This window comes from Arthrobacter sp. GW822-FHT05G07 (assembly GCF_058799755.1).
On the sequence record NZ_JBXALT010000003.1, the window covers coordinates 442,772 to 459,636 of the forward strand.

General features: G+C 62.0%; 21 protein-coding genes. 14 read left to right on the forward strand and 7 right to left on the reverse strand.

What is annotated here, in order from left to right:
• Window positions 1-220 precede the first annotated feature (220 nt).
• The 9 genes from rpsP (at window position 221) to AC1RJY_RS07200 (ending at window position 5,812) form a co-directional block, all read left to right on the forward strand.
• Window positions 221-640, forward strand: a complete 420-nt coding sequence (gene rpsP, locus AC1RJY_RS07160) for a 30S ribosomal protein S16 (protein WP_017199647.1) — start codon at window positions 221-223, stop codon at window positions 638-640.
• A gap of 1 nt (window position 641) precedes the next feature.
• Window positions 642-884 carry an RNA-binding protein gene (locus AC1RJY_RS07165; RefSeq protein WP_011775119.1) on the forward strand — a complete coding sequence of 81 codons (243 nt, stop codon included), beginning with the start codon at window positions 642-644 and terminating at the stop codon, window positions 882-884.
• A gap of 131 nt (window positions 885-1,015) precedes the next feature.
• Window positions 1,016-1,570, forward strand: a complete 555-nt coding sequence (rimM, locus tag AC1RJY_RS07170; protein ID WP_187329883.1) for a ribosome maturation factor RimM — start codon at window positions 1,016-1,018, stop codon at window positions 1,568-1,570.
• Complete coding sequence (gene trmD, locus AC1RJY_RS07175) at window positions 1,571-2,371, forward strand: tRNA (guanosine(37)-N1)-methyltransferase TrmD (RefSeq protein WP_011775117.1); 801 nt, start codon at window positions 1,571-1,573, stop codon at window positions 2,369-2,371.
• A gap of 257 nt (window positions 2,372-2,628) precedes the next feature.
• On the forward strand, window positions 2,629-2,982 hold the full coding sequence (gene rplS / locus AC1RJY_RS07180) for a 50S ribosomal protein L19 (RefSeq protein ID WP_014922079.1): 354 nt from the start codon (window positions 2,629-2,631) through the stop codon (window positions 2,980-2,982).
• An 80-nt stretch (window positions 2,983-3,062) separates the two neighbouring features.
• Window positions 3,063-3,740, forward strand: a complete 678-nt coding sequence (gene lepB, locus AC1RJY_RS07185; RefSeq protein ID WP_210063703.1) for a signal peptidase I — start codon at window positions 3,063-3,065, stop codon at window positions 3,738-3,740.
• Window positions 3,741-4,610, forward strand: coding sequence for a signal peptidase I (lepB, locus tag AC1RJY_RS07190; RefSeq protein WP_043806153.1), 870 nt, complete (start codon window positions 3,741-3,743; stop codon window positions 4,608-4,610).
• Between the two features lie 18 nt (window positions 4,611-4,628).
• Window positions 4,629-5,399, forward strand: coding sequence for a ribonuclease HII (gene rnhB, locus AC1RJY_RS07195; RefSeq protein ID WP_498601963.1), 771 nt, complete (start codon window positions 4,629-4,631; stop codon window positions 5,397-5,399).
• 68 nt (window positions 5,400-5,467) lie between these two features.
• A complete protein-coding gene (locus AC1RJY_RS07200) occupies window positions 5,468-5,812 on the forward strand; it encodes a DUF2469 domain-containing protein (RefSeq protein WP_018776202.1) in 345 nt (114 codons plus the stop codon).
• Here the strand turns inward: AC1RJY_RS07200 and AC1RJY_RS07205 are convergent.
• Complete coding sequence (locus AC1RJY_RS07205; RefSeq protein WP_498601986.1) at window positions 5,809-5,937, reverse strand: hypothetical protein; 129 nt, start codon at window positions 5,935-5,937, stop codon at window positions 5,809-5,811. The genes AC1RJY_RS07200 and AC1RJY_RS07205 overlap by 4 nt on opposite strands.
• On the opposite strand from AC1RJY_RS07205, the gene AC1RJY_RS07210 reads away from it, so the two are divergent.
• From AC1RJY_RS07210 to AC1RJY_RS07230, 5 genes are all read left to right on the forward strand, one after another.
• Entirely contained in the window at window positions 5,927-6,292 is a 366-nt protein-coding gene (locus AC1RJY_RS07210; protein WP_498601965.1) for a YraN family protein, read from the forward strand. The two genes, AC1RJY_RS07205 and AC1RJY_RS07210, sit on opposite strands and share 11 nt — an antisense overlap.
• On the forward strand, window positions 6,292-7,833 hold the full coding sequence (locus tag AC1RJY_RS07215) for a YifB family Mg chelatase-like AAA ATPase (protein WP_014922075.1): 1,542 nt from the start codon (window positions 6,292-6,294) through the stop codon (window positions 7,831-7,833). Before AC1RJY_RS07210 ends, AC1RJY_RS07215 begins: the two co-directional genes overlap by 1 nt.
• A complete protein-coding gene (dprA, locus tag AC1RJY_RS07220) occupies window positions 7,830-9,065 on the forward strand; it encodes a DNA-processing protein DprA (RefSeq protein WP_014922074.1) in 1,236 nt (411 codons plus the stop codon). Before AC1RJY_RS07215 ends, dprA begins: the two co-directional genes overlap by 4 nt.
• 61 nt (window positions 9,066-9,126) lie before the next feature.
• Entirely contained in the window at window positions 9,127-10,053 is a 927-nt protein-coding gene (locus tag AC1RJY_RS07225; protein WP_187329882.1) for a tyrosine recombinase XerC, read from the forward strand.
• A gap of 237 nt (window positions 10,054-10,290) precedes the next feature.
• Complete coding sequence (locus AC1RJY_RS07230) at window positions 10,291-10,794, forward strand: DUF3145 domain-containing protein (protein ID WP_018776197.1); 504 nt, start codon at window positions 10,291-10,293, stop codon at window positions 10,792-10,794.
• A 97-nt stretch (window positions 10,795-10,891) separates the two neighbouring features.
• Here AC1RJY_RS07230 and AC1RJY_RS07235 read toward each other — a convergent pair whose 3' ends face one another.
• The 6 genes from AC1RJY_RS07235 to AC1RJY_RS07260 form a co-directional block, all read right to left on the reverse strand.
• Window positions 10,892-12,127 carry a beta-ketoacyl-[acyl-carrier-protein] synthase family protein gene (locus AC1RJY_RS07235; RefSeq protein WP_043806151.1) on the reverse strand — a complete coding sequence of 412 codons (1,236 nt, stop codon included), beginning with the start codon at window positions 12,125-12,127 and terminating at the stop codon, window positions 10,892-10,894.
• A 130-nt stretch (window positions 12,128-12,257) separates the two neighbouring features.
• On the reverse strand, window positions 12,258-12,503 hold the full coding sequence (locus tag AC1RJY_RS07240; protein ID WP_011692310.1) for an acyl carrier protein: 246 nt from the start codon (window positions 12,501-12,503) through the stop codon (window positions 12,258-12,260).
• Window positions 12,504-12,617: 114 nt separating this feature from the next.
• The gene (locus tag AC1RJY_RS07245) at window positions 12,618-13,679 is read right to left on the reverse strand and encodes a beta-ketoacyl-ACP synthase III (RefSeq protein ID WP_498601967.1); all 1,062 of its coding nucleotides are present in this window, start codon (window positions 13,677-13,679) and stop codon (window positions 12,618-12,620) included.
• Window positions 13,676-14,605, reverse strand: a complete 930-nt coding sequence (locus AC1RJY_RS07250; protein WP_187329881.1) for an ACP S-malonyltransferase — start codon at window positions 14,603-14,605, stop codon at window positions 13,676-13,678. Before AC1RJY_RS07250 ends, AC1RJY_RS07245 begins: the two co-directional genes overlap by 4 nt.
• 88 nt (window positions 14,606-14,693) lie before the next feature.
• A complete protein-coding gene (locus AC1RJY_RS07255; protein ID WP_498601968.1) occupies window positions 14,694-15,938 on the reverse strand; it encodes a PucR family transcriptional regulator in 1,245 nt (414 codons plus the stop codon).
• A 184-nt stretch (window positions 15,939-16,122) separates the two neighbouring features.
• Window positions 16,123-16,865 (reverse strand): transketolase-like TK C-terminal-containing protein (locus AC1RJY_RS07260; RefSeq protein ID WP_498601970.1); only part of this gene is annotated, 743 nt, incomplete at its 5' end.

The window sequence follows — 16,865 nt, forward strand, 5'->3', positions numbered from 1 at the left end:
ATGGCCGCACGTTCAACCCGGGGAGTGAGGAAGAACACGCCGCCCCGCGTGGCCTAAGTCGTATTTGCTCCGGGCATCTGGCACAATAGACAGGTACTCGATCGGTGCGGCCCCTCTCTCCGTGCTCGTATCTTGTCCTTCGAACCGTCAAGTATGGCCCGCCCCACGGGTGCAGAACGTCGGGTTCAACCTCGTTTCAGAAACAGGAGTGACCACAAAAGTGGCCGTAAAGATTCGCCTTAAGCGCTTCGGTAAGATGCGCGCACCGTACTACCGCATCGTCGTCATGGATGCCCGCGCCAAGCGCGATGGCCGTGCCATTGAAGAAATCGGCAAGTACCACCCCACCGAAGAGCCGTCGTACATCGAGGTCGCTTCCGAGCGCGCCCAGTACTGGCTTTCCGTTGGCGCCCAGCCGACCGAGCAGGTCGCCGCGATCCTCAAGATCACCGGTGACTGGCAGAAGTTCAAGGGCCTGCCGGGCCAGGAAGGCACCCTGAAGACCAAAGCTCCGAAGGAAGCCTTCGTAGCCCCGGAGAAGGGTTCCGTCATCATTCCGGAAGCCATCACCAAGAAGGCCAAGAAGGACGAAGCCGAAGCTCCGGCCGAGGCTGAAGCAGAGACCACCGAGGCTGAGTAAGTTGCTGGCAGAAGCGCTCGAGCACTTGGTCCGTGGGATTGTTGACAGCCCTGAGGATGTCAAGGTCAGTGCCAAGAACAATCGCCGCGGGGAATCCCTCGAGGTGCGTGTTCACCAGGAGGACCTCGGACGGGTGATCGGCCGTCAAGGACGCACCGCACGTGCATTGCGCACAGTGGTTGCAGCTTTGGCTGGTGGCGAGCAGGTCAGGGTCGACGTCGTCGACACCGACCGTCGCCGGTAACGCGCTCAGCACTACTTGTCTTAGATCCGGCCCCTTCACCGAATATGGTGGAGGGGCCGGATTGCTTTATCCACAATTTACTGTCCGTTGCTGCCCGGCAGCGCGGGCACTACAAGAATTCAGAGGAACCCATGCAGCTCCAGGTGGCCCGGATCGGCAAACCCCATGGCATCCGCGGCGAGGTGACGGTGCAGGTACTCACCGACGCACCCTCCGAGCGATTCGTCGCCGGAACCGAGTTCGTCGTGGAGCCCGCCTCCGCCGGCCCGTTGACCATCCGGAGCGCCAGGTGGAACAAGGACATCCTCCTGCTTGGCTTTGAGGAAATCGCCGACCGCAACGCTGCCGAAGTCATCCGTGGAGCGAAGCTTTTCATCGAAACCGAGGAGCTCAGCGACGAAGATGACGATGAAGGCTGGTACGAGCACGAGCTCGTTGGCTTGGAGGCCCGCGTTGGTTCACAGGTAGTGGGCAAAGTAGCAGCGCTCAGCACCCTGCCGGTCCAGGACCTGCTCACGGTGACGACAGAGGAGGGCAAAGAAATTCTCATTCCCTTCGTTGACGAAATCGTGCCGGAGGTCAATGTGGAGGGCGGGTACATCCTCATCACCCCACCATCTGGCCTGTTTGAGATCAACGACGAGAACGCCAAGGAGCCCAAGGACGGCGCCGGGGATGATGCCTGAATGAGGATCGATGTTGTCAGCATTTTTCCTGAGTACCTCGCCCCGCTGGAGCTGTCACTCATAGGCAAGGCCCGCCAGGACGGATTGTTGGAGCTCAACGTCCACGATCTTCGCACCTTCACCACGGACAAGCACCGGACAGTGGATGACACGCCGTATGGTGGTGGCGCTGGAATGGTGATGAAACCGGAACCATGGGCACAAGCCCTCGAGTCGGTTGCCGCCGCCCGCGAAAACTCCAAGCCGGTGCTGATTGTTCCCTCGCCGGCAGGGGAGAAATTCAACCAGGCCTTGGCATATGAACTCGCAGAAGAAGAGCAGCTCGTCTTCGCCTGCGGACGCTACGAAGGCATCGACGAACGCGTCATTGATTGGGCTCAGGATCACTTCAGGGTCCGGCCTGTCAGCCTCGGTGATTACGTCCTCAACGGCGGAGAAGTGGCCGTGTTGGCCATGGTCGAAGCCATTGGCCGCCTCCTTCCCGGTGTAGTCGGAAACCCCGAATCCTTGGTAGAGGAGTCCCACTCCGATGGTCTCCTGGAGTATCCCGTTTACACCAAACCGTCAGCGTGGCGAGATCACGACGTCCCGCCGATCCTCCTTAGCGGCAACCACGGCAAGATTGCACAGTGGCGGCGCCACGAGCAGTTCCGCCGGACGGCTGAGCGCAGGCCGGACCTTATGGAAGGGCTCGACGCCGGTGTGTTGAGTCGCGCGGACCGGCAGGCCCTCGCGGACCTCGGGTACGACGTCGTTGATGGCCGCCTCCGTGCCAAGCCCGGCGGCGACACCGAAAACTAAGTCCACCTCCCGCCGTCGAACGTTGCTGCAGTTGGCCTGATGGTGGCGACTATGGCAGAATTAACCCTTGTGTCTGCTGGGCTGACACCTGCCACAGGGGGAGTTCAGCCAACAGTCGGACAACCCGGCGACGCCAATCGGTGGCGGAGCCGGACACTAAGAAACTTCGGCGGAGATTTCCGGTTAGCCTTCGTGCCCCGGGCTTGTCCGCCGTAACCCAAAGTGAATGACCTGTGGCGTTCACCAGGAGTGGATTAATGCATATCCTCGATAGCGTAGATGCAGCCTCGCTGCGTAACGATGTTCCGGAGTTCCGCGCGGGCGACACCCTCAAGGTTCACGTCAACATCATCGAAGGCAAGAACTCCCGTGTCCAGGTATTCCAGGGCTTCGTCCTGGGCCGCCAGGGTGACGGCGTTCGCGAAACCTTCACCGTGCGTAAGGTTTCCTTCGGTGTCGGCGTAGAGCGTACCTTCCCGGTACACTCCCCGATCATCGACAAGATCGAGGTCGTCACCAAGGGTGACGTCCGCCGCGCGAAGCTTTACTACATGCGTGCACTGCGCGGTAAGGCTGCGAAGATCAAGGAAAAGCGCGACTTCGCCAAGTAAGTCCTGCGACTTACGCAACGGGTCCAGGATTCGTGCCCGGTAGTTCCGGAGCAATCCGCAACGCAACAGGGATACGAGTCATGGACACATCAGAACGCCAGCCCCGTAAACAGGGCTGGCGTTTTGTTTTACTCGCACTGGTGTTGGCCGTAGCGATCAGTGGCTTGGTCCGTTCCTTGTGGCTGGATGTCTACTACATTCCGTCCGAGTCCATGGAACCCCTCCTCGGAGAAGGGGACAGGATCCTGGTATCGCGGACGGCCTTCAACGGCGAGCCGATTCGCCGCGGGGACGTAGTGGTCTTCGATGGCCGCGGTTCCTTCGCACCCCTGAGCAGCGGACAAGGCCCGTTTGTTGATGCGGTGTCGGCTGCGAGCCAATGGTTCGGGCTGACCGGCAGCGACACCACCTACGTAAAGCGGGTCATCGGGGTTGGAGGCGACCAGGTTAAGTGCTGCGACGCAGCAGGACAACTCACGGTGAATGGCCAGATTCTTGAGGAACCATATTTGTATCCGGGGGATGACCCCAGCGATCAGAAATTCGACGTCGTAGTTCCTGATGGCCGCCTCTGGCTGATGGGTGACCACCGTTCACGTTCTGCTGACTCCCGTGGACTGCTGGGAGCCCCGGGCGGCGGTATGGTTCCGGTGGAACGCGTTATAGGCCGTCCGGTCCAGATCGTCTGGCCACTTGATAGATTTGCAGAGATGCCTCGCTCAGCGCAGGCCGAACCATCATCGAAGAACGGACAGTAAATGCCGGACAAAGCTCCAGAGAATCCCGAGCGGTACGACGACGACGCCCGGTTCTCGGACGGAACGGCAAGTGCCGCCGGCGTGGCGGAGCCCCGCCCGGTTGACGACGTCGCATCTGGTTCGCGAGATGGGGCGGACGGGCCGCGTTCCCGGGATTCCGAAGGTGGATCCCACGCAGCCGAGAAACCGCGCAAGAACCCGGTGCTCGTATGGGTCAAAGAGATTGTCACAGTGGTGGCCATTGCGCTGGTTTTGTCCTTCCTTCTCAAGACCTTCCTGTTCAGGGCGTTTTACATTCCGTCCGAGTCCATGGAAAGCACTTTGGACGTCAACGATCGCATCTTCATCAACCTCTTGGTGCCTGGGCCTTTCGACCTGGAACGCGGGGACGTTGTGGTCTTCAGGGACGCTCAGGCCTGGTTACCGCCCGTGGCCAAGAAGCCGGCCGGACCCATGGACTGGGTGGGGGACGGCCTGGAGTTCGTCGGTTTGGCTGCTGATGACAATGATCAACATCTTGTTAAGCGAATCATCGGGCTCCCGGGCGACAGGGTTTCCTGTTGCGACGCTGAGGGCCGTCTTTCGATCAACGGTGTGCCGGTCAATGAGACGTATATCAACCCGGCAGAAGTACCTTCTCCGCAGCCTTTCGACATCGTTGTTCCGGAAGGAAAGGTGTGGGTGATGGGCGACAACCGAAACCATTCCGAGGATTCCCGGGCGCACCAGGAAGTCAATGGTGGTTTCATTAACATTGAGGATGTTGAAGGCAAGGCCACCGTCATTGCCTGGCCGATCAACCGTTGGACCATCCTCGATAACTACCAGGACGTTTTCCGTGACGTCCCTGAAGGTACCCCTACCAAGTAAGGCAACACCGGCAACGTAATGGCTACAACGGCTACCGGCTCCAAGGGCAAGGCGAAGGTCAAAGCCCAAGCCAAGACGAAGGCTAAATCCACCACTAAGGCCAAGAGCCCGGTGGGTTTCCCTACCCTTGACGTCGAACGATCGTTCTTGTCCTCCGGAGTGCGGTTGCTGGCCGGTGTGGATGAGGTTGGGCGGGGAGCACTGGCTGGTCCCGTCAGCGTGGGAATTGCCGTGGTCAACCTCGAAAACCACGGCTTGCTGGCAGACGTCCGGGACAGCAAACTGCTCAAGCCCGAGGACCGCGACAGGCTGGAACCACTTGTTCGGGAATGGGCCGTCGCCTCCGCCGTCGGGCACGCATCGTCGCGGGAGATTGACCAAATAGGCATCATTGCAGCACTCCGCCTGGCCGGAACCCGCGCTTGGTTTGAGATCCTGGCCGGCGGCATCACGCCGGATGTCGTGCTGTTGGACGGTAGCCACAACTGGCTTTCGCCCGACGTTCAAGCCTCTCTCTTCGACACACCCGACTCGGGTCCATGGTGCGAAGCGCCTGTCCACACCAGGGTGAAAGCCGATATGAGCTGCCTCAGTGTTGCCGCAGCGAGTGTTCTGGCGAAGGTTGCCCGTGACCGGATCATGTTGGACCTGCATTCGGAGATTCCCTCCTATGGCTGGAACGTGAATAAGGGCTACGCCACCTCTGCTCACCGGGACGTGATCCGGCTGCAGGGCCCAAGCGCACACCACCGGACCAGCTGGAACCTTACTGGGCCTGAGCTGTTGTGACGTTGTCCTGAACGGCGCCGACGCGTCCCATGGCGCGTGCTGCCCGGCTGATAGTGCAAGATGGAACTATGAGCGCCGAGGACCTTGAGAACTATGAAACCGACATGGAGCTTCAGCTCTACCGCGAGTACCGGGATGTTGTTGGTCTGTTCAGCTACGTGGTGGAAACTGAGCGGCGGTTCTACTTGGCCAACCACGTAGATCTCCAGGCTCGCAGCGCCGACGGCGAAGTCTACTTTGACCTGACCCTGCAGGACGCCTGGGTCTGGGACGTTTACCGCTCTGCTCGCTTCGTCAAGAACGTCCGGGTGATCACCTTCAAGGACGTCAATGTGGAAGAACTGCCGCGAAGCGAAGACTTGGCTTTGCCGAAGGATGGCGGCCTTGGGGACTTGGGAGATCTCGGAAACTAGCGCGGCACCTTCCGCGAGTATTCCTCCACAGACACTGATATGGGCAGGTTTACCCACATAGCGTCGTAACGCTCTGCCGCTGCACTCCGCCAGCCTGAAAGCTGGTGAGCGGAGGTGGTGGTCATGAGAGCAAAAGACCTGCTTGGCCGAAGCGGCGAAGCGCTGGCGGCCGATTTTCTGGAGAACCAGGGAATGCGGATCCTCGATCGTAATTGGCGGTGCCCGGACGGCGAGATCGACATCGTGGCGATCGACGGCGACACCCTGGTTGTTGCCGAAGTGAAGACCCGTAAGAGTTTGGACTACGGGCATCCTTTTGAGGCGGTGGATGCAGCCAAACTGGCGCGTCTTCACCGGCTCTCGTCATCGTGGTGCCGGCAGCACCAACTCAATGCCCCGCGAAGGCGCATCGATGTTGTGTCCGTGATTGACAACGGCGTGGTCGAGCCGCAGCTGGAGCATTTACGGGGTGTTTGCTGATGGGGGTCGGACGCAGTTACTGCGTTGCCCTCGTCGGACTCAACGGCTACATCGTGGAAGTAGAAGCCGACATCGGCCAAACGCTCCCCAACTTCATCATCCTGGGGTTGCCTGATGCGGCATTGAACGAGGCCAAGGAACGTATCCGATCTGCCGCCCGGAACTCCGGCATTCCCCTGAGTAGACGGAAAATCACCGCCAACCTTATTCCGGCCTCGCTCCCCAAGCGGGGCTCTGGATTCGATCTCGCCATCACTATGGCTGTGCTCCGAGCGGCGGACGACATCCGTGAAATCGGCGGGACTGTGTTCATCGCGGAGCTTGGCCTGGACGGCAGATTGAGGCCGGTACGTGGCATACTTCCTGCCGTAATGGCCGCTGTTCAGGCAGGCTACCCCGACATTGTGGTGGCTGAAGCCAACGCTGCGGAAGCGTCACTGGTCCCGGGAGCGAAGGTTCGCGGCTACAAGACCCTTGCCCGGCTTGCCTTCGACTTTGGCGCGGATCCCAAGGACCTCGCCCTCGATTACGACCCCCTGGACGTCGACGAGCCGGGCGAAGACAGCGATGATGCTCTCATCGTGCCGGACCTTTGCGATGTGTCCGGACAGGGCGAGGCTCGCCGTGCCCTGGAGGTAGCTGCTGCTGGCGGCCACCATATGTTGCTGACCGGGCCGCCGGGTGCCGGCAAGACCATGCTGGCGGAACGCTTGCCGGGCTTGCTTCCGGATTTGGCTGATACAGCGGCCATGGAGGTCACGGCCATCCACTCGTTGGCCGCAGTCCAATCCTCTCCGGTGCGGCTCCTGCGGAGGCCCCCTTTCGAGAATCCCCACCACAGTGCCACAGCCGCTGCCATCATCGGAGGCGGCTCAGGGCTTCCCCGGCCCGGTGCCGCTTCGCGCGCACATCGCGGTGTGTTGTTCCTTGACGAAGCTCCAGAGTATGAGCGCCGGGTGCTGGACGCCCTTCGGCAACCCCTGGAGAGCGGAGAGTTGGTCATACACCGCTCGGCGGGGACTGCGGCATACCCTGCCCGGTTCCAGCTGGTACTGGCCGCCAATCCCTGCCCATGCGGCAAAGCTTCCGGCAAGGGAATGGACTGTACGTGCACTGCCATGATGCGTCGCAGGTATTTTGGACGGATCTCAGGACCATTGTTGGACCGCGTGGATATTCAATTGCCGGTCGAACGGGTGTCATTGGCCGACTTTGGCCATGCGGGCGAAGAAGAAGATACCCACACTGTCGCAGAACGGGTGCTGGCGGCCCGGCAACGGCAACTCGAGCGCTTGCTGGCCATGGGGCTCGAGACAAATTCGCAGGTTCCGGGGCGCACCTTGCGGGGAGAACTGCGGTTGTCTCCCGGAACGACCCGGATTCTGGACACTGCGTTGGAACGTGGCACCCTCACTGCCCGCGGCTACGACCGCGTCCTCAGGCTGGCTTGGACGCTGGCAGATCTGGGGCACTGCGATGCGCCGGACATCGATCACATTGGCCAAGCATTAGGCCTGCGCCAAGCGGCGGCCGCGACATGAGCAGTACCGACACGAAGGGATTCACAGCAGTGGCTGTAGTGGGGAAGCAGGACAAAGAACGCATTGCCAGGGCAGCACTGGCCCGCCTCATGGAGCCCCAGGATTCGGTAGGCCTCGCATTGGTGCGGGCAGTAGGGGCCGTGGATACTCTGGGCATCGCAACAGGGGAGCTGGGAACAGGTCCAGACCTGGAACGGGAGATCTCTTCCCTGCTTGCTGACGGAGGAGGGCCATCGTCTTGGGCCGGGCTCCCGGCCAGCCTTCGACGTTGGGCGCCGCGTGTCGCCGACCTCGCGCCGGACCGCGATTTGGAGACCGTTCGTCGACTCGGAGGACGCTTGATCATCCCGGGTGATGATTTGTGGCCGGAGCAGTTGGAAGACCTTGGACTCCAAGAGCCGCTTTGCTTGTGGTGGCGAGGACAGGAGCAGCCGCTGCCCTCCGCCCGCCAAGCCATCGCCCTTGTAGGTTCGAGGGACAGTACCAACTACGGAGCATCCGTCACGGGGGACTTCGCCTATGGCCTGGCACAACGCGGATATACCGTGGTTTCAGGTGGAGCCTATGGTATCGATGCCCATGCCCATCGGGGAGCTCTGAGCGGCGGGGTGGCCGGCGTGCCCACCATCGCCGTCATGGCTGGAGGCGTGGACCGCTTCTACCCATCGGGCAACGAGGACCTGCTCCGGGCGGTGGCCACGCAGGGGGCTGTCATCTCGGAGGTGCCACCAGGATCCGCTCCAACGCGTTACAGATTCCTGCAACGGAACCGGATCATTGCGGCCTTGGCGTCAGTCACGGTTGTGGTTGAGGCACGCTGGCGGTCGGGAGCCCTCAACACAGCCCATCATGCTGAAACCATCGGAAGGGTTGTTGCCACTGTTCCCGGATCAATACATAGTGCCAACTCGGCCGGCTGTCATCGCCTCCTCCGGGACGGGGGAGCTGTCTGCGTCACCGACGTCGGCGAGATTTCCGAGCTTGCCGGCGCCATCGGGGAAACCGGCAGTGAGGAAAAGGACGCCGGCGCCGCTGCGGTGCACGACGGCCTGTCTTTGGAAGATCTCATTCTCTTGGACGCTCTGCCTCTTAGGTCCACAAGCTCGGTGGAGAAGCTGACTGTGGTGGCGGGACTGAGTCCGGATGCCGTGCGCGCGGGCCTTGGCCGGCTGGGGCTGCTGGGGTTGGCGCGCTCGGAACGCGGAGGGTGGAAACGGACCGGAAAGGCCTAGACGCAGAGGAAAAGCATGTTGATACGCCGACTTTGTACCGGCGACTGGCACAGTGGGAAGGGTGGACACGCAACTACTTCCAGGACCCCTTCAAAAGGCAGTCGATGGCTTTCGACGCTACCTGGAGGGCGAATGTGCAAGGTCTGCGCACACAGTCCGTGCCTATCTGTCCGATGTTGAGAGTCTCCTTGGCTTTGCGGTGCAGGAGGGAGTCCAAGAACTCAGGCAACTGGAGTTAGGCTCCCTGCGGCGCTGGCTTGGGGCGCAAAGTGAGGCTGGCATGGCACGGGCCACTTTGGCGCGCCGGGCTGCAACCGCCAGGTCGTTCACTGGCTGGGCGCTCCGGGAAGAACTTATCGAGACTGACCCCGCCGTCCGTCTACAGGCTCCCAAGCGGGACAAGTCCCTGCCAGGGGTCCTTCAGCAGCAGCAGGTCTCCCGGATGGTGGATGATCTGAACACTGCGGCCGCTGACGGTGGGCCCATGGCTCTGCGCAATAGGGCGATGGTGGAACTCCTGTATGCCACGGGAGTCCGCGTGGGGGAACTGGCGGGGCTGGACATCGATGACCTTGATCCCGATCGACGTACTGTACGAGTGCTGGGTAAAGGCAACAAGGAGCGTACTGTTCCGTTCGGCGTTCCGGCAGCCGTAGCCGTGGACGATTGGCTCAGGCGGGGCCGTCCCGCCGTTGTGGGAGCCACGAGCGGACCGGCCTTGTTCTTGGGCGTGCGTGGCAACCGGGTTGATCCGCGCCAAATCCGGGCGGTGGTCAGCGAGCTGCTGCAGGCTTTGGGTGACACATCTGCCACAGGACCGCACGCGCTCAGGCACAGCGCGGCCACTCACCTGCTTGACGGGGGAGCGGACCTGCGGGCGGTGCAGGAAATACTTGGTCACAGCAGCCTGGCCACCACTCAGATCTACACCCATGTATCGGTCGATCGTCTGCGGAAGAGCTACCAGCAGGCGCACCCGAGGGCCTGAGCATGACCCCGCAAGAGCCGCACTGGCGGAAAAGGGCACCGTACGGCAAAATGAAAGCACCACGGGGAAACCTTCAATTCACGGTTGAGGGTTAAATCTGTGCCAATATCGTCTTTAGTACCAAGAAAACTAAATAGCCTGTCAGGGCCCACATGATTTACATGGCATCCGGCAGCAACAGCAAACATCCAGGCAGAGGTCGTTGGGGAAGACGTACCTACAGCTATGGAGGATGGAATGTCTGTTGCAACAACCCGCGGTGTCCTGTTCGTGCACTCGGCCCCGACGGCACTTTGCCCGCACGTTGAATGGGCCATTGGATCGGTCGTGGATAAGCGAACCGATCTTGAGTGGACCCCTCAGCCAGCTGCGCCGGGAATGTTCAGGGCGGAGTTGTCGTGGACAGGGGCCCCCGGTACCGGAGCCCAATTGGCCTCGGCGCTGAGGGGCTGGGCTCATTTGCGTTACGAGGTCACCGAAGAACCCAGCCAAGGTGTGGATGGAGCGCGTTGGTCGCACACCCCTGAGTTGGGTATCTTCCATGCCGTCACGGATGTACACGGCAACATCATGGTGACGGAGGACCGCATCCGCTACGCGTACGAATCCGGCGCAGGAGACCCCTCGGCCGTTTATCATGAGCTGTCATTGGCGCTCGGTGAAGCGTGGGACGAGGAACTGGAGCCCTTCCGCCATGCAGCTGAAGGAGCGCCCGTGCGCTGGTTGCACCAGGTCGGGTAACAGCACCGACCTAAGCGTTTCCCCATAGCAATAGGAAGGGCCCCACCTGCTGGTGGGGCCCTTCCTATGTCTCATTGAGGCGACTGCCTAACCGCGCTTAGACGTTCCGGACTGCGATGACGGCATTGTGACCGCCGAAGCCGAAGGAGTTGCTCAGCGCCACGATGTCGCCGGCGGGAAGGTCACGGACGGAGGTGACAACGTCGAGGGGGATCTCGGGATCCTGGTTTTCGAGGTTGATAGTGACCGGCGCCTTGCGCTCGTAGACGGCCAGTACGGTCAGTACAGCCTCAACGGCCCCTGAAGCACCCAGGAGGTGGCCCATCTGCGACTTCGTGGCGGAGACCGCCACATTGTCTACATGGGTCCCCAGGGCGGCACGGAGGGCCGTGTACTCGGGCTTATCGCCCACAGGAGTGGAGGTGGCGTGCGCGTTGACATGGACCACGTCCTCCGCTTGGATCCGGCCATCGAACATCGCGGCCTTCAGTGCGCGGGTGGCACCCAGGCCCTCGGGGTCCGGTGCCGTGATGTGGTAGGCGTCCGCTGTCACCGAGGTTCCAGCGAGCTCGGCGTAGATGCGCGCGCCGCGGGCGATGGCGTGCTCTTCGGCTTCGAGGACCAGAGCACCGGCACCTTCACCCATGACAAAACCGTCGCGGTCGATGTCGTACGGGCGGGAGGCGCGCTCCGGCTCGTCGTTGCGGCGCGACAAGGCCTGCATGGAGGAGAAGGCGGCCAACGGCATCGGGTGGATTGCGGCTTCAGCGCCACCGCACACCACAACGTCTGCTTTGCCGGACCGGATCAAGTCCAATCCGAGGTGGAGGGCCTCGGTGCCGGATGCACAGGCCGATACGGGAGTGTGCGCTCCGGCACGGGCGCCGAGGTCGAGGCTGACAGCTGCTGCCACGCCATTGGGCATGAGCATGGGAACAGTCATGGGCAGGACCCGGCGCGGGCCCTTGTCCCTGAGCGTGTCCCAAGCATCAAGGAGCGTCCAGACGCCGCCGATGCCTGTGGCAAATGCTACGGCGAGCCGGTCGTGATCGATTTCTTCGATCCCGGAGTCTGACCAGGCTTCACGGGCTGCGATGACGCCGAACTGTGTGGACGGGTCCATGCGCTTTGCCTCAACGCGGCTCAGGACGTCAAGTGCCGGCGTCGAGCACCGGGCAGCAAAGTGGACGGGGAGGTCGTACTTGGCCACCCACTCGTCGCCGAGCGTGCGGGCGCCGGAGACCCCTTTCAGCGCGTTCTGCCACATTGTGGGGACGTCGCCGCCGATGGGAGTGGTGGCCCCCAGACCGGTTATGACTACTTTGCGTGCCATGCGATCACTCTCTGTCGGATAGCCGTCCCACATGCGCTGTTCACACGGGGAGGCAAGAAAATCTATGGGTTACTGCGGCTGTGCCGGGCTCAAGGATAGGAATCCCGGCCCGGCACAGCAGGTGTCAGGACTAGGCCTGTGCGTTAGCGATGAAGCTGACGGCGTCGCCGACGGTCTTGAGGTTCTTGACCTCTTCGTCCGGGATGCGAACGCCGAACTTCTCTTCGGCGTTGACGACGATGGTCATCATCGAGATGGAGTCGATGTCCAGGTCCTCGGTGAAGGACTTGTCCAGCTCCACGGCTTCGGTGGCGAGGCCGGTTTCTTCGTTGACGATTTCAGCCAGGCCGGCCAGGATCTCTTCGTTGCTAGCCATTGTTGGCTCCTTTTCTTGTTGTACCGGCTACTGCCGGAAAGGGGGCAAACCGCGGGTTGCGGCTTGGGTTTGTAAGTCGTATTCAGTTGGCTGATAGCCGGGACGTGTCCCGATCTACGGCAGAGCCACTACCTGGGCGCCGAAGACCAAACCGGCACCGAAGCCGATCTGCAGGGCCAGGCCGCCGCTCAGTTCAGGATTCTCCTGAAGCAAGCGGTGCGTTGCCAGCGGAATGGACGCCGCGGAGGTGTTTCCCGCCTGGGCGATGTCGCGGCCGATGACAACAGATTCGGGAAGCTTGAGCTTCTTGACCATCTCGTCAATGATGCGCATGTTGGCCTGGTGGGGAACAAAAGCAGCGAGGTCGCTGGCTTCGATGCCTGCGGCATCCAATGCCTGCTGCGCTACCTTTGCCATTTCCCAGACGGCCCAGCGGAACACTGTCTGACCATCCTGGCGCAACGTCGGCCAGACGTCCTGGGTCGCGGAAAGGATGGCGGGATCGTCGATTTCGTCCGAGTGGCGGGCGGATTCGCCGAGCTTCTTGACGTCTTCCAGGGAGTGGGTCATGCCGATGGCATCCCACTTGCTGCCGTCGGATCCCCACACGGAAGGTCCGATGCCGGGGGTGTCGGATGGGCCGACCACCACGGCGCCGGCGCCGTCGCCGAGGAGGAACGAAATGGTTCGCTCGTGGTTGTCGATGACGTCCGAGAGTTTCTCGGCGCCGACCACCAGTACGTACTCGGCGGCGCCTGAACGGACGAGGGCATCGGCCTGGGCCACGCCGTAGCAGTACCCCGCGCAGGCGGCAGAGATGTCAAAGGCGGGTGCCGGCGTCGCGCCCAAACGGTCGGTGAGTGCAGCGGCAGCCGACGGCGTGGCGTAAGGGTGTGTCACGGTGGACACGATGACGGCTCCCAGCTGGGACGGTTCAATTCCCGCCTGCTTGAGTGCCTCACGTGCGGCGCCTTCAGCCATGTCGATCACGCTGACATCTGCGGCTGCACGGTGACGCGTGATAATGCCGGTGCGCTGGCGGATCCACTCGTCCGAGGAATCGATCCACTGGCAGACGTCGTCGTTGGTGACGATGACATCCGGGCGGTAGGCGCCGATGCCCAGAATGCGGGCGTTTTCGTTGACCGCAGTCTTGTTCAGTACGGGAGTGCTCATGCCTGTCCCTCCAATTCAGCGAAAAGTGCGAGAGCCGCGGAGAGGTCTTCCGGGGTTTTGACGGCAACCGTCTTCACGCCGGGCATTCCGCGCTTGGCAAGCCCCGCGAGCGTGCCTGCAGGGGCAAGCTCGATCACGCCGGTGACGCCGCGTTCAACCAGTGTTTCCATGCACTGATCCCAGCGGACGGGGCGTGAGACCTGTGCGATCAGGCTTTCGACGGCGGCAGGCCCGGCCGTGACCTCCTTGCCGTCATAGTTCGACAACAGCGGAACTGCAGGGTTTTGCGGCGACAGCGACGGCTTGAGGTCTTCAAGGGCGCTGACTGCCGGTGCCATGTGGGAAGTGTGGAAGGCGCCGGCAACCTTGAGGGGTATGACGCGTGCCTTCGCCGGGGGGTTTTCCGCCAAGGCCTTGAGCTGTTCGAACGTGCCTGCGGCCACGGTTTGTCCGGCCCCGTTCACATTGGCCGGAGTGGCGCCTGCAGCCTCAATGGCCGCCAGGACCTCGGCAGGGTCTCCGCCCACAACTGCGCTCATGCCCGTGGGCGTCACCGCAGCTGCTGCAGCCATGCTGTTGGCGCGTTCCCGAACGAAGGTCATGGCCTCGGACTCCGTGAGGACGCCCGCGAGGGCTGAGGCCGTGATTTCGCCGACGGAGTGACCGGCAAGGATGACGGGAAGGGTACTGAGTTCCACATCGAACAAGGACTTGGCAGCAACGAGGCCGGCAGCGACGATCAGCGGCTGCGCTACGGCAGTGTCCTTGATGGTCTCTTCATCCGAGGTGGTTCCGTGGGCCTTGAGGTCAATGCCTGCGATTTCGCTCAGTGCGGCCAATTGGCCTTCGACGGAGGGGAGTTCCAGCCAAGGGGCCAAAAATCCGGGGGTCTGGGAGCCCTGTCCAGGGCAGACGATTGCAAGCACGTATCCAGCTTTCCAAATTGCCACGTGATCCACTGGTGTTTTGGTACACCAAGCTCACTGGGTCAGTTTGTAGGAAGTCTACAACGGTTCAGTTCTGTGAACGTGACGCGTGACGTTCCGGGGCGGCTTTCGGTTGGGCCGAAAGACGACCCACTACCAACGCCGTTTGCAATACAAACGCCTCCCTGGGGAGGAGCGGATCCCAGCCTGTCACATCGCAGACACGCTTCAAACGGTAGCGCACGGTGTTGGCATGGACGAACAGTTCGCGCGCCGTAGCCTCCAACGAGTGGCCCAACTCCAAGTACGTTCCCAAGGTCTCCACCAAGCCATTTGAAGCCGCCAGGAGTGGCCTGTAGATGTTCTTGATCAGGGAGCGGCGCGCGGCGTCATCACCGGAAACAACACGTTCGGGCAGGAGGTCGTCGGCAGCAACAGGTCGGGGCGCGGAAGGCCATGCACGGGCCGCAGTGAGCCCCGCGAAGGCGGCTTGGGCGGAACTGCTCGCCTCCAGGAGTGAGCCTGCTTCCGGACCATAAACCACGGCTCCCGGGGCAAAAAGCTCGCTGAGCTTGACGTAAGCTGTGTCGCGGTCCTGTAAGCCGCCAAGGATCAATATGAGCCTGTCACCCTGGATTCCGACCAGTGCGTCCTCGGCGAACCGCCCGGCGGTGCGGCGTAGTTCGCTGACATAGCTGGCGCTTGGCTCCGAGGGCGAATTTCCCACCATTACCGTGAAACGCTCTTGGGCTTTCCAGCCGAGGGCCGCGATTCTGGACCTCAAGGCATCGGTGTTTTCGCCTCGTAGAATGGCGTCAACGATCAGTGCTTCCAAGCGCGTGTCCCAGGATCCGCGGGATTCCGCGGCCCTCGCGTACACATCGGCGGCCGCGAAGGCTACCTCCCTCGAATAGCGCAGCACCGCTTCGCGGAGGGAAGGCTGGTCCGACTCCGGAGCGATCACGGGAACCTGGTCCTCGACGACTTCCACCACGATGCGGATCAGTTGCAGAGCCTTTTGCAGGCTGATGGAGCGGGTCAGTTCGGTAGGAGCGTTTCCGAAGACGTCCGTGAGGATCCACGATGGAGAACTGGGCCGCTCATACCACGTCACGAAGGCGGCAATGCCGTTCTGGGCCACCAGGCCCAAGGTCGAGCGTTCATCCGAGCTCAGGCGGCCATACCAAGGCAGCGATTTCTCGAGTTGCCTCATGGTGCTTGTGGATAGTTGGCCCACGTTGGCGCGGAGTTGCCGCAGTGTCTCGGCCTTTTCGGGTGACAATGCCTGGGGTGCTGCCTTGCGCTTGGTGGTTGTTTTGCTCGGCTCTGCCATGGAACGAGCATACGGCCCATCCCCGGCAAGCTCCATTTGTGAGAAGGCTACAACTCGTGTTGTTGCTGATCACGTCCTTGGGATGCATGTCCCAGCCAGGTTAAAGCCCGACGGCGGCCCTCACCTTTCGGTGAAAGCCGCCGTCGCGGATACTGCTGTTCCTGTGGGGCTTGCCCGCAGTTTGTTATGCGTCGCCGCCTGCTCCGCCGGTGGTGCCGGCGTTTACATCCAGGAGCCGGTACTTTTCGATCGCCTTTTCCAGCGCACCAGCTTCAACTTCTCCCTTGGCGGCGAGGAGTTGGAGGGTTTTGGCGACGATGGAGTGGGTGTCGTTTTTGAAGTAGCGGCGTGCGGCTTGGCGGGTGTCGGAGAAGCCGAAGCCGTCTGCTCCGAGGGAGGCGAAGTCGTTGGGGATGAATTGGCGGATTTGGTCGGGGACGGCTTTCATGTAGTCGGACACGGCGATGACGGGTCCGTTGGTGTCTTTGAGTTGTTCGGTGATGAACGGGGTGCGGGCGGGTTGGCCGGGGTTGAGGAAGGCGTGTTCTTCGGCGGCGAGTCCGTCGCGGCGGAGTTCGTTCCAGGAGGTCACGGACCAGACTTCGGCGGCGACGTTCCAGTCTTCGTTGAGGATGCGTTGTGCTTCGAGGGCCCAGGGGACGGAGACGCCGGAGGCGAGGATGGTCGCGGTGGGCCGGTTCCCGTTCCCGGTGGTTTCGGGGGCGTCTGCGAGTTTGTAGATGCCTTTGAGGAGTCCGTTGATGTCGAGGTTGTCGGGTTCGGCGGGTTGGGTGATGGGCTCGTTGTAGACGGTGAGGTAGTACATCACGTTGCGGTCTTCACCGGTGCCGTCAGTGCTGTCGGGTCCGTACATTTCTTCGAGGCCGTGGCGGATGATGTGGCCGATTTCGTAGCCGTAGGCGGGGT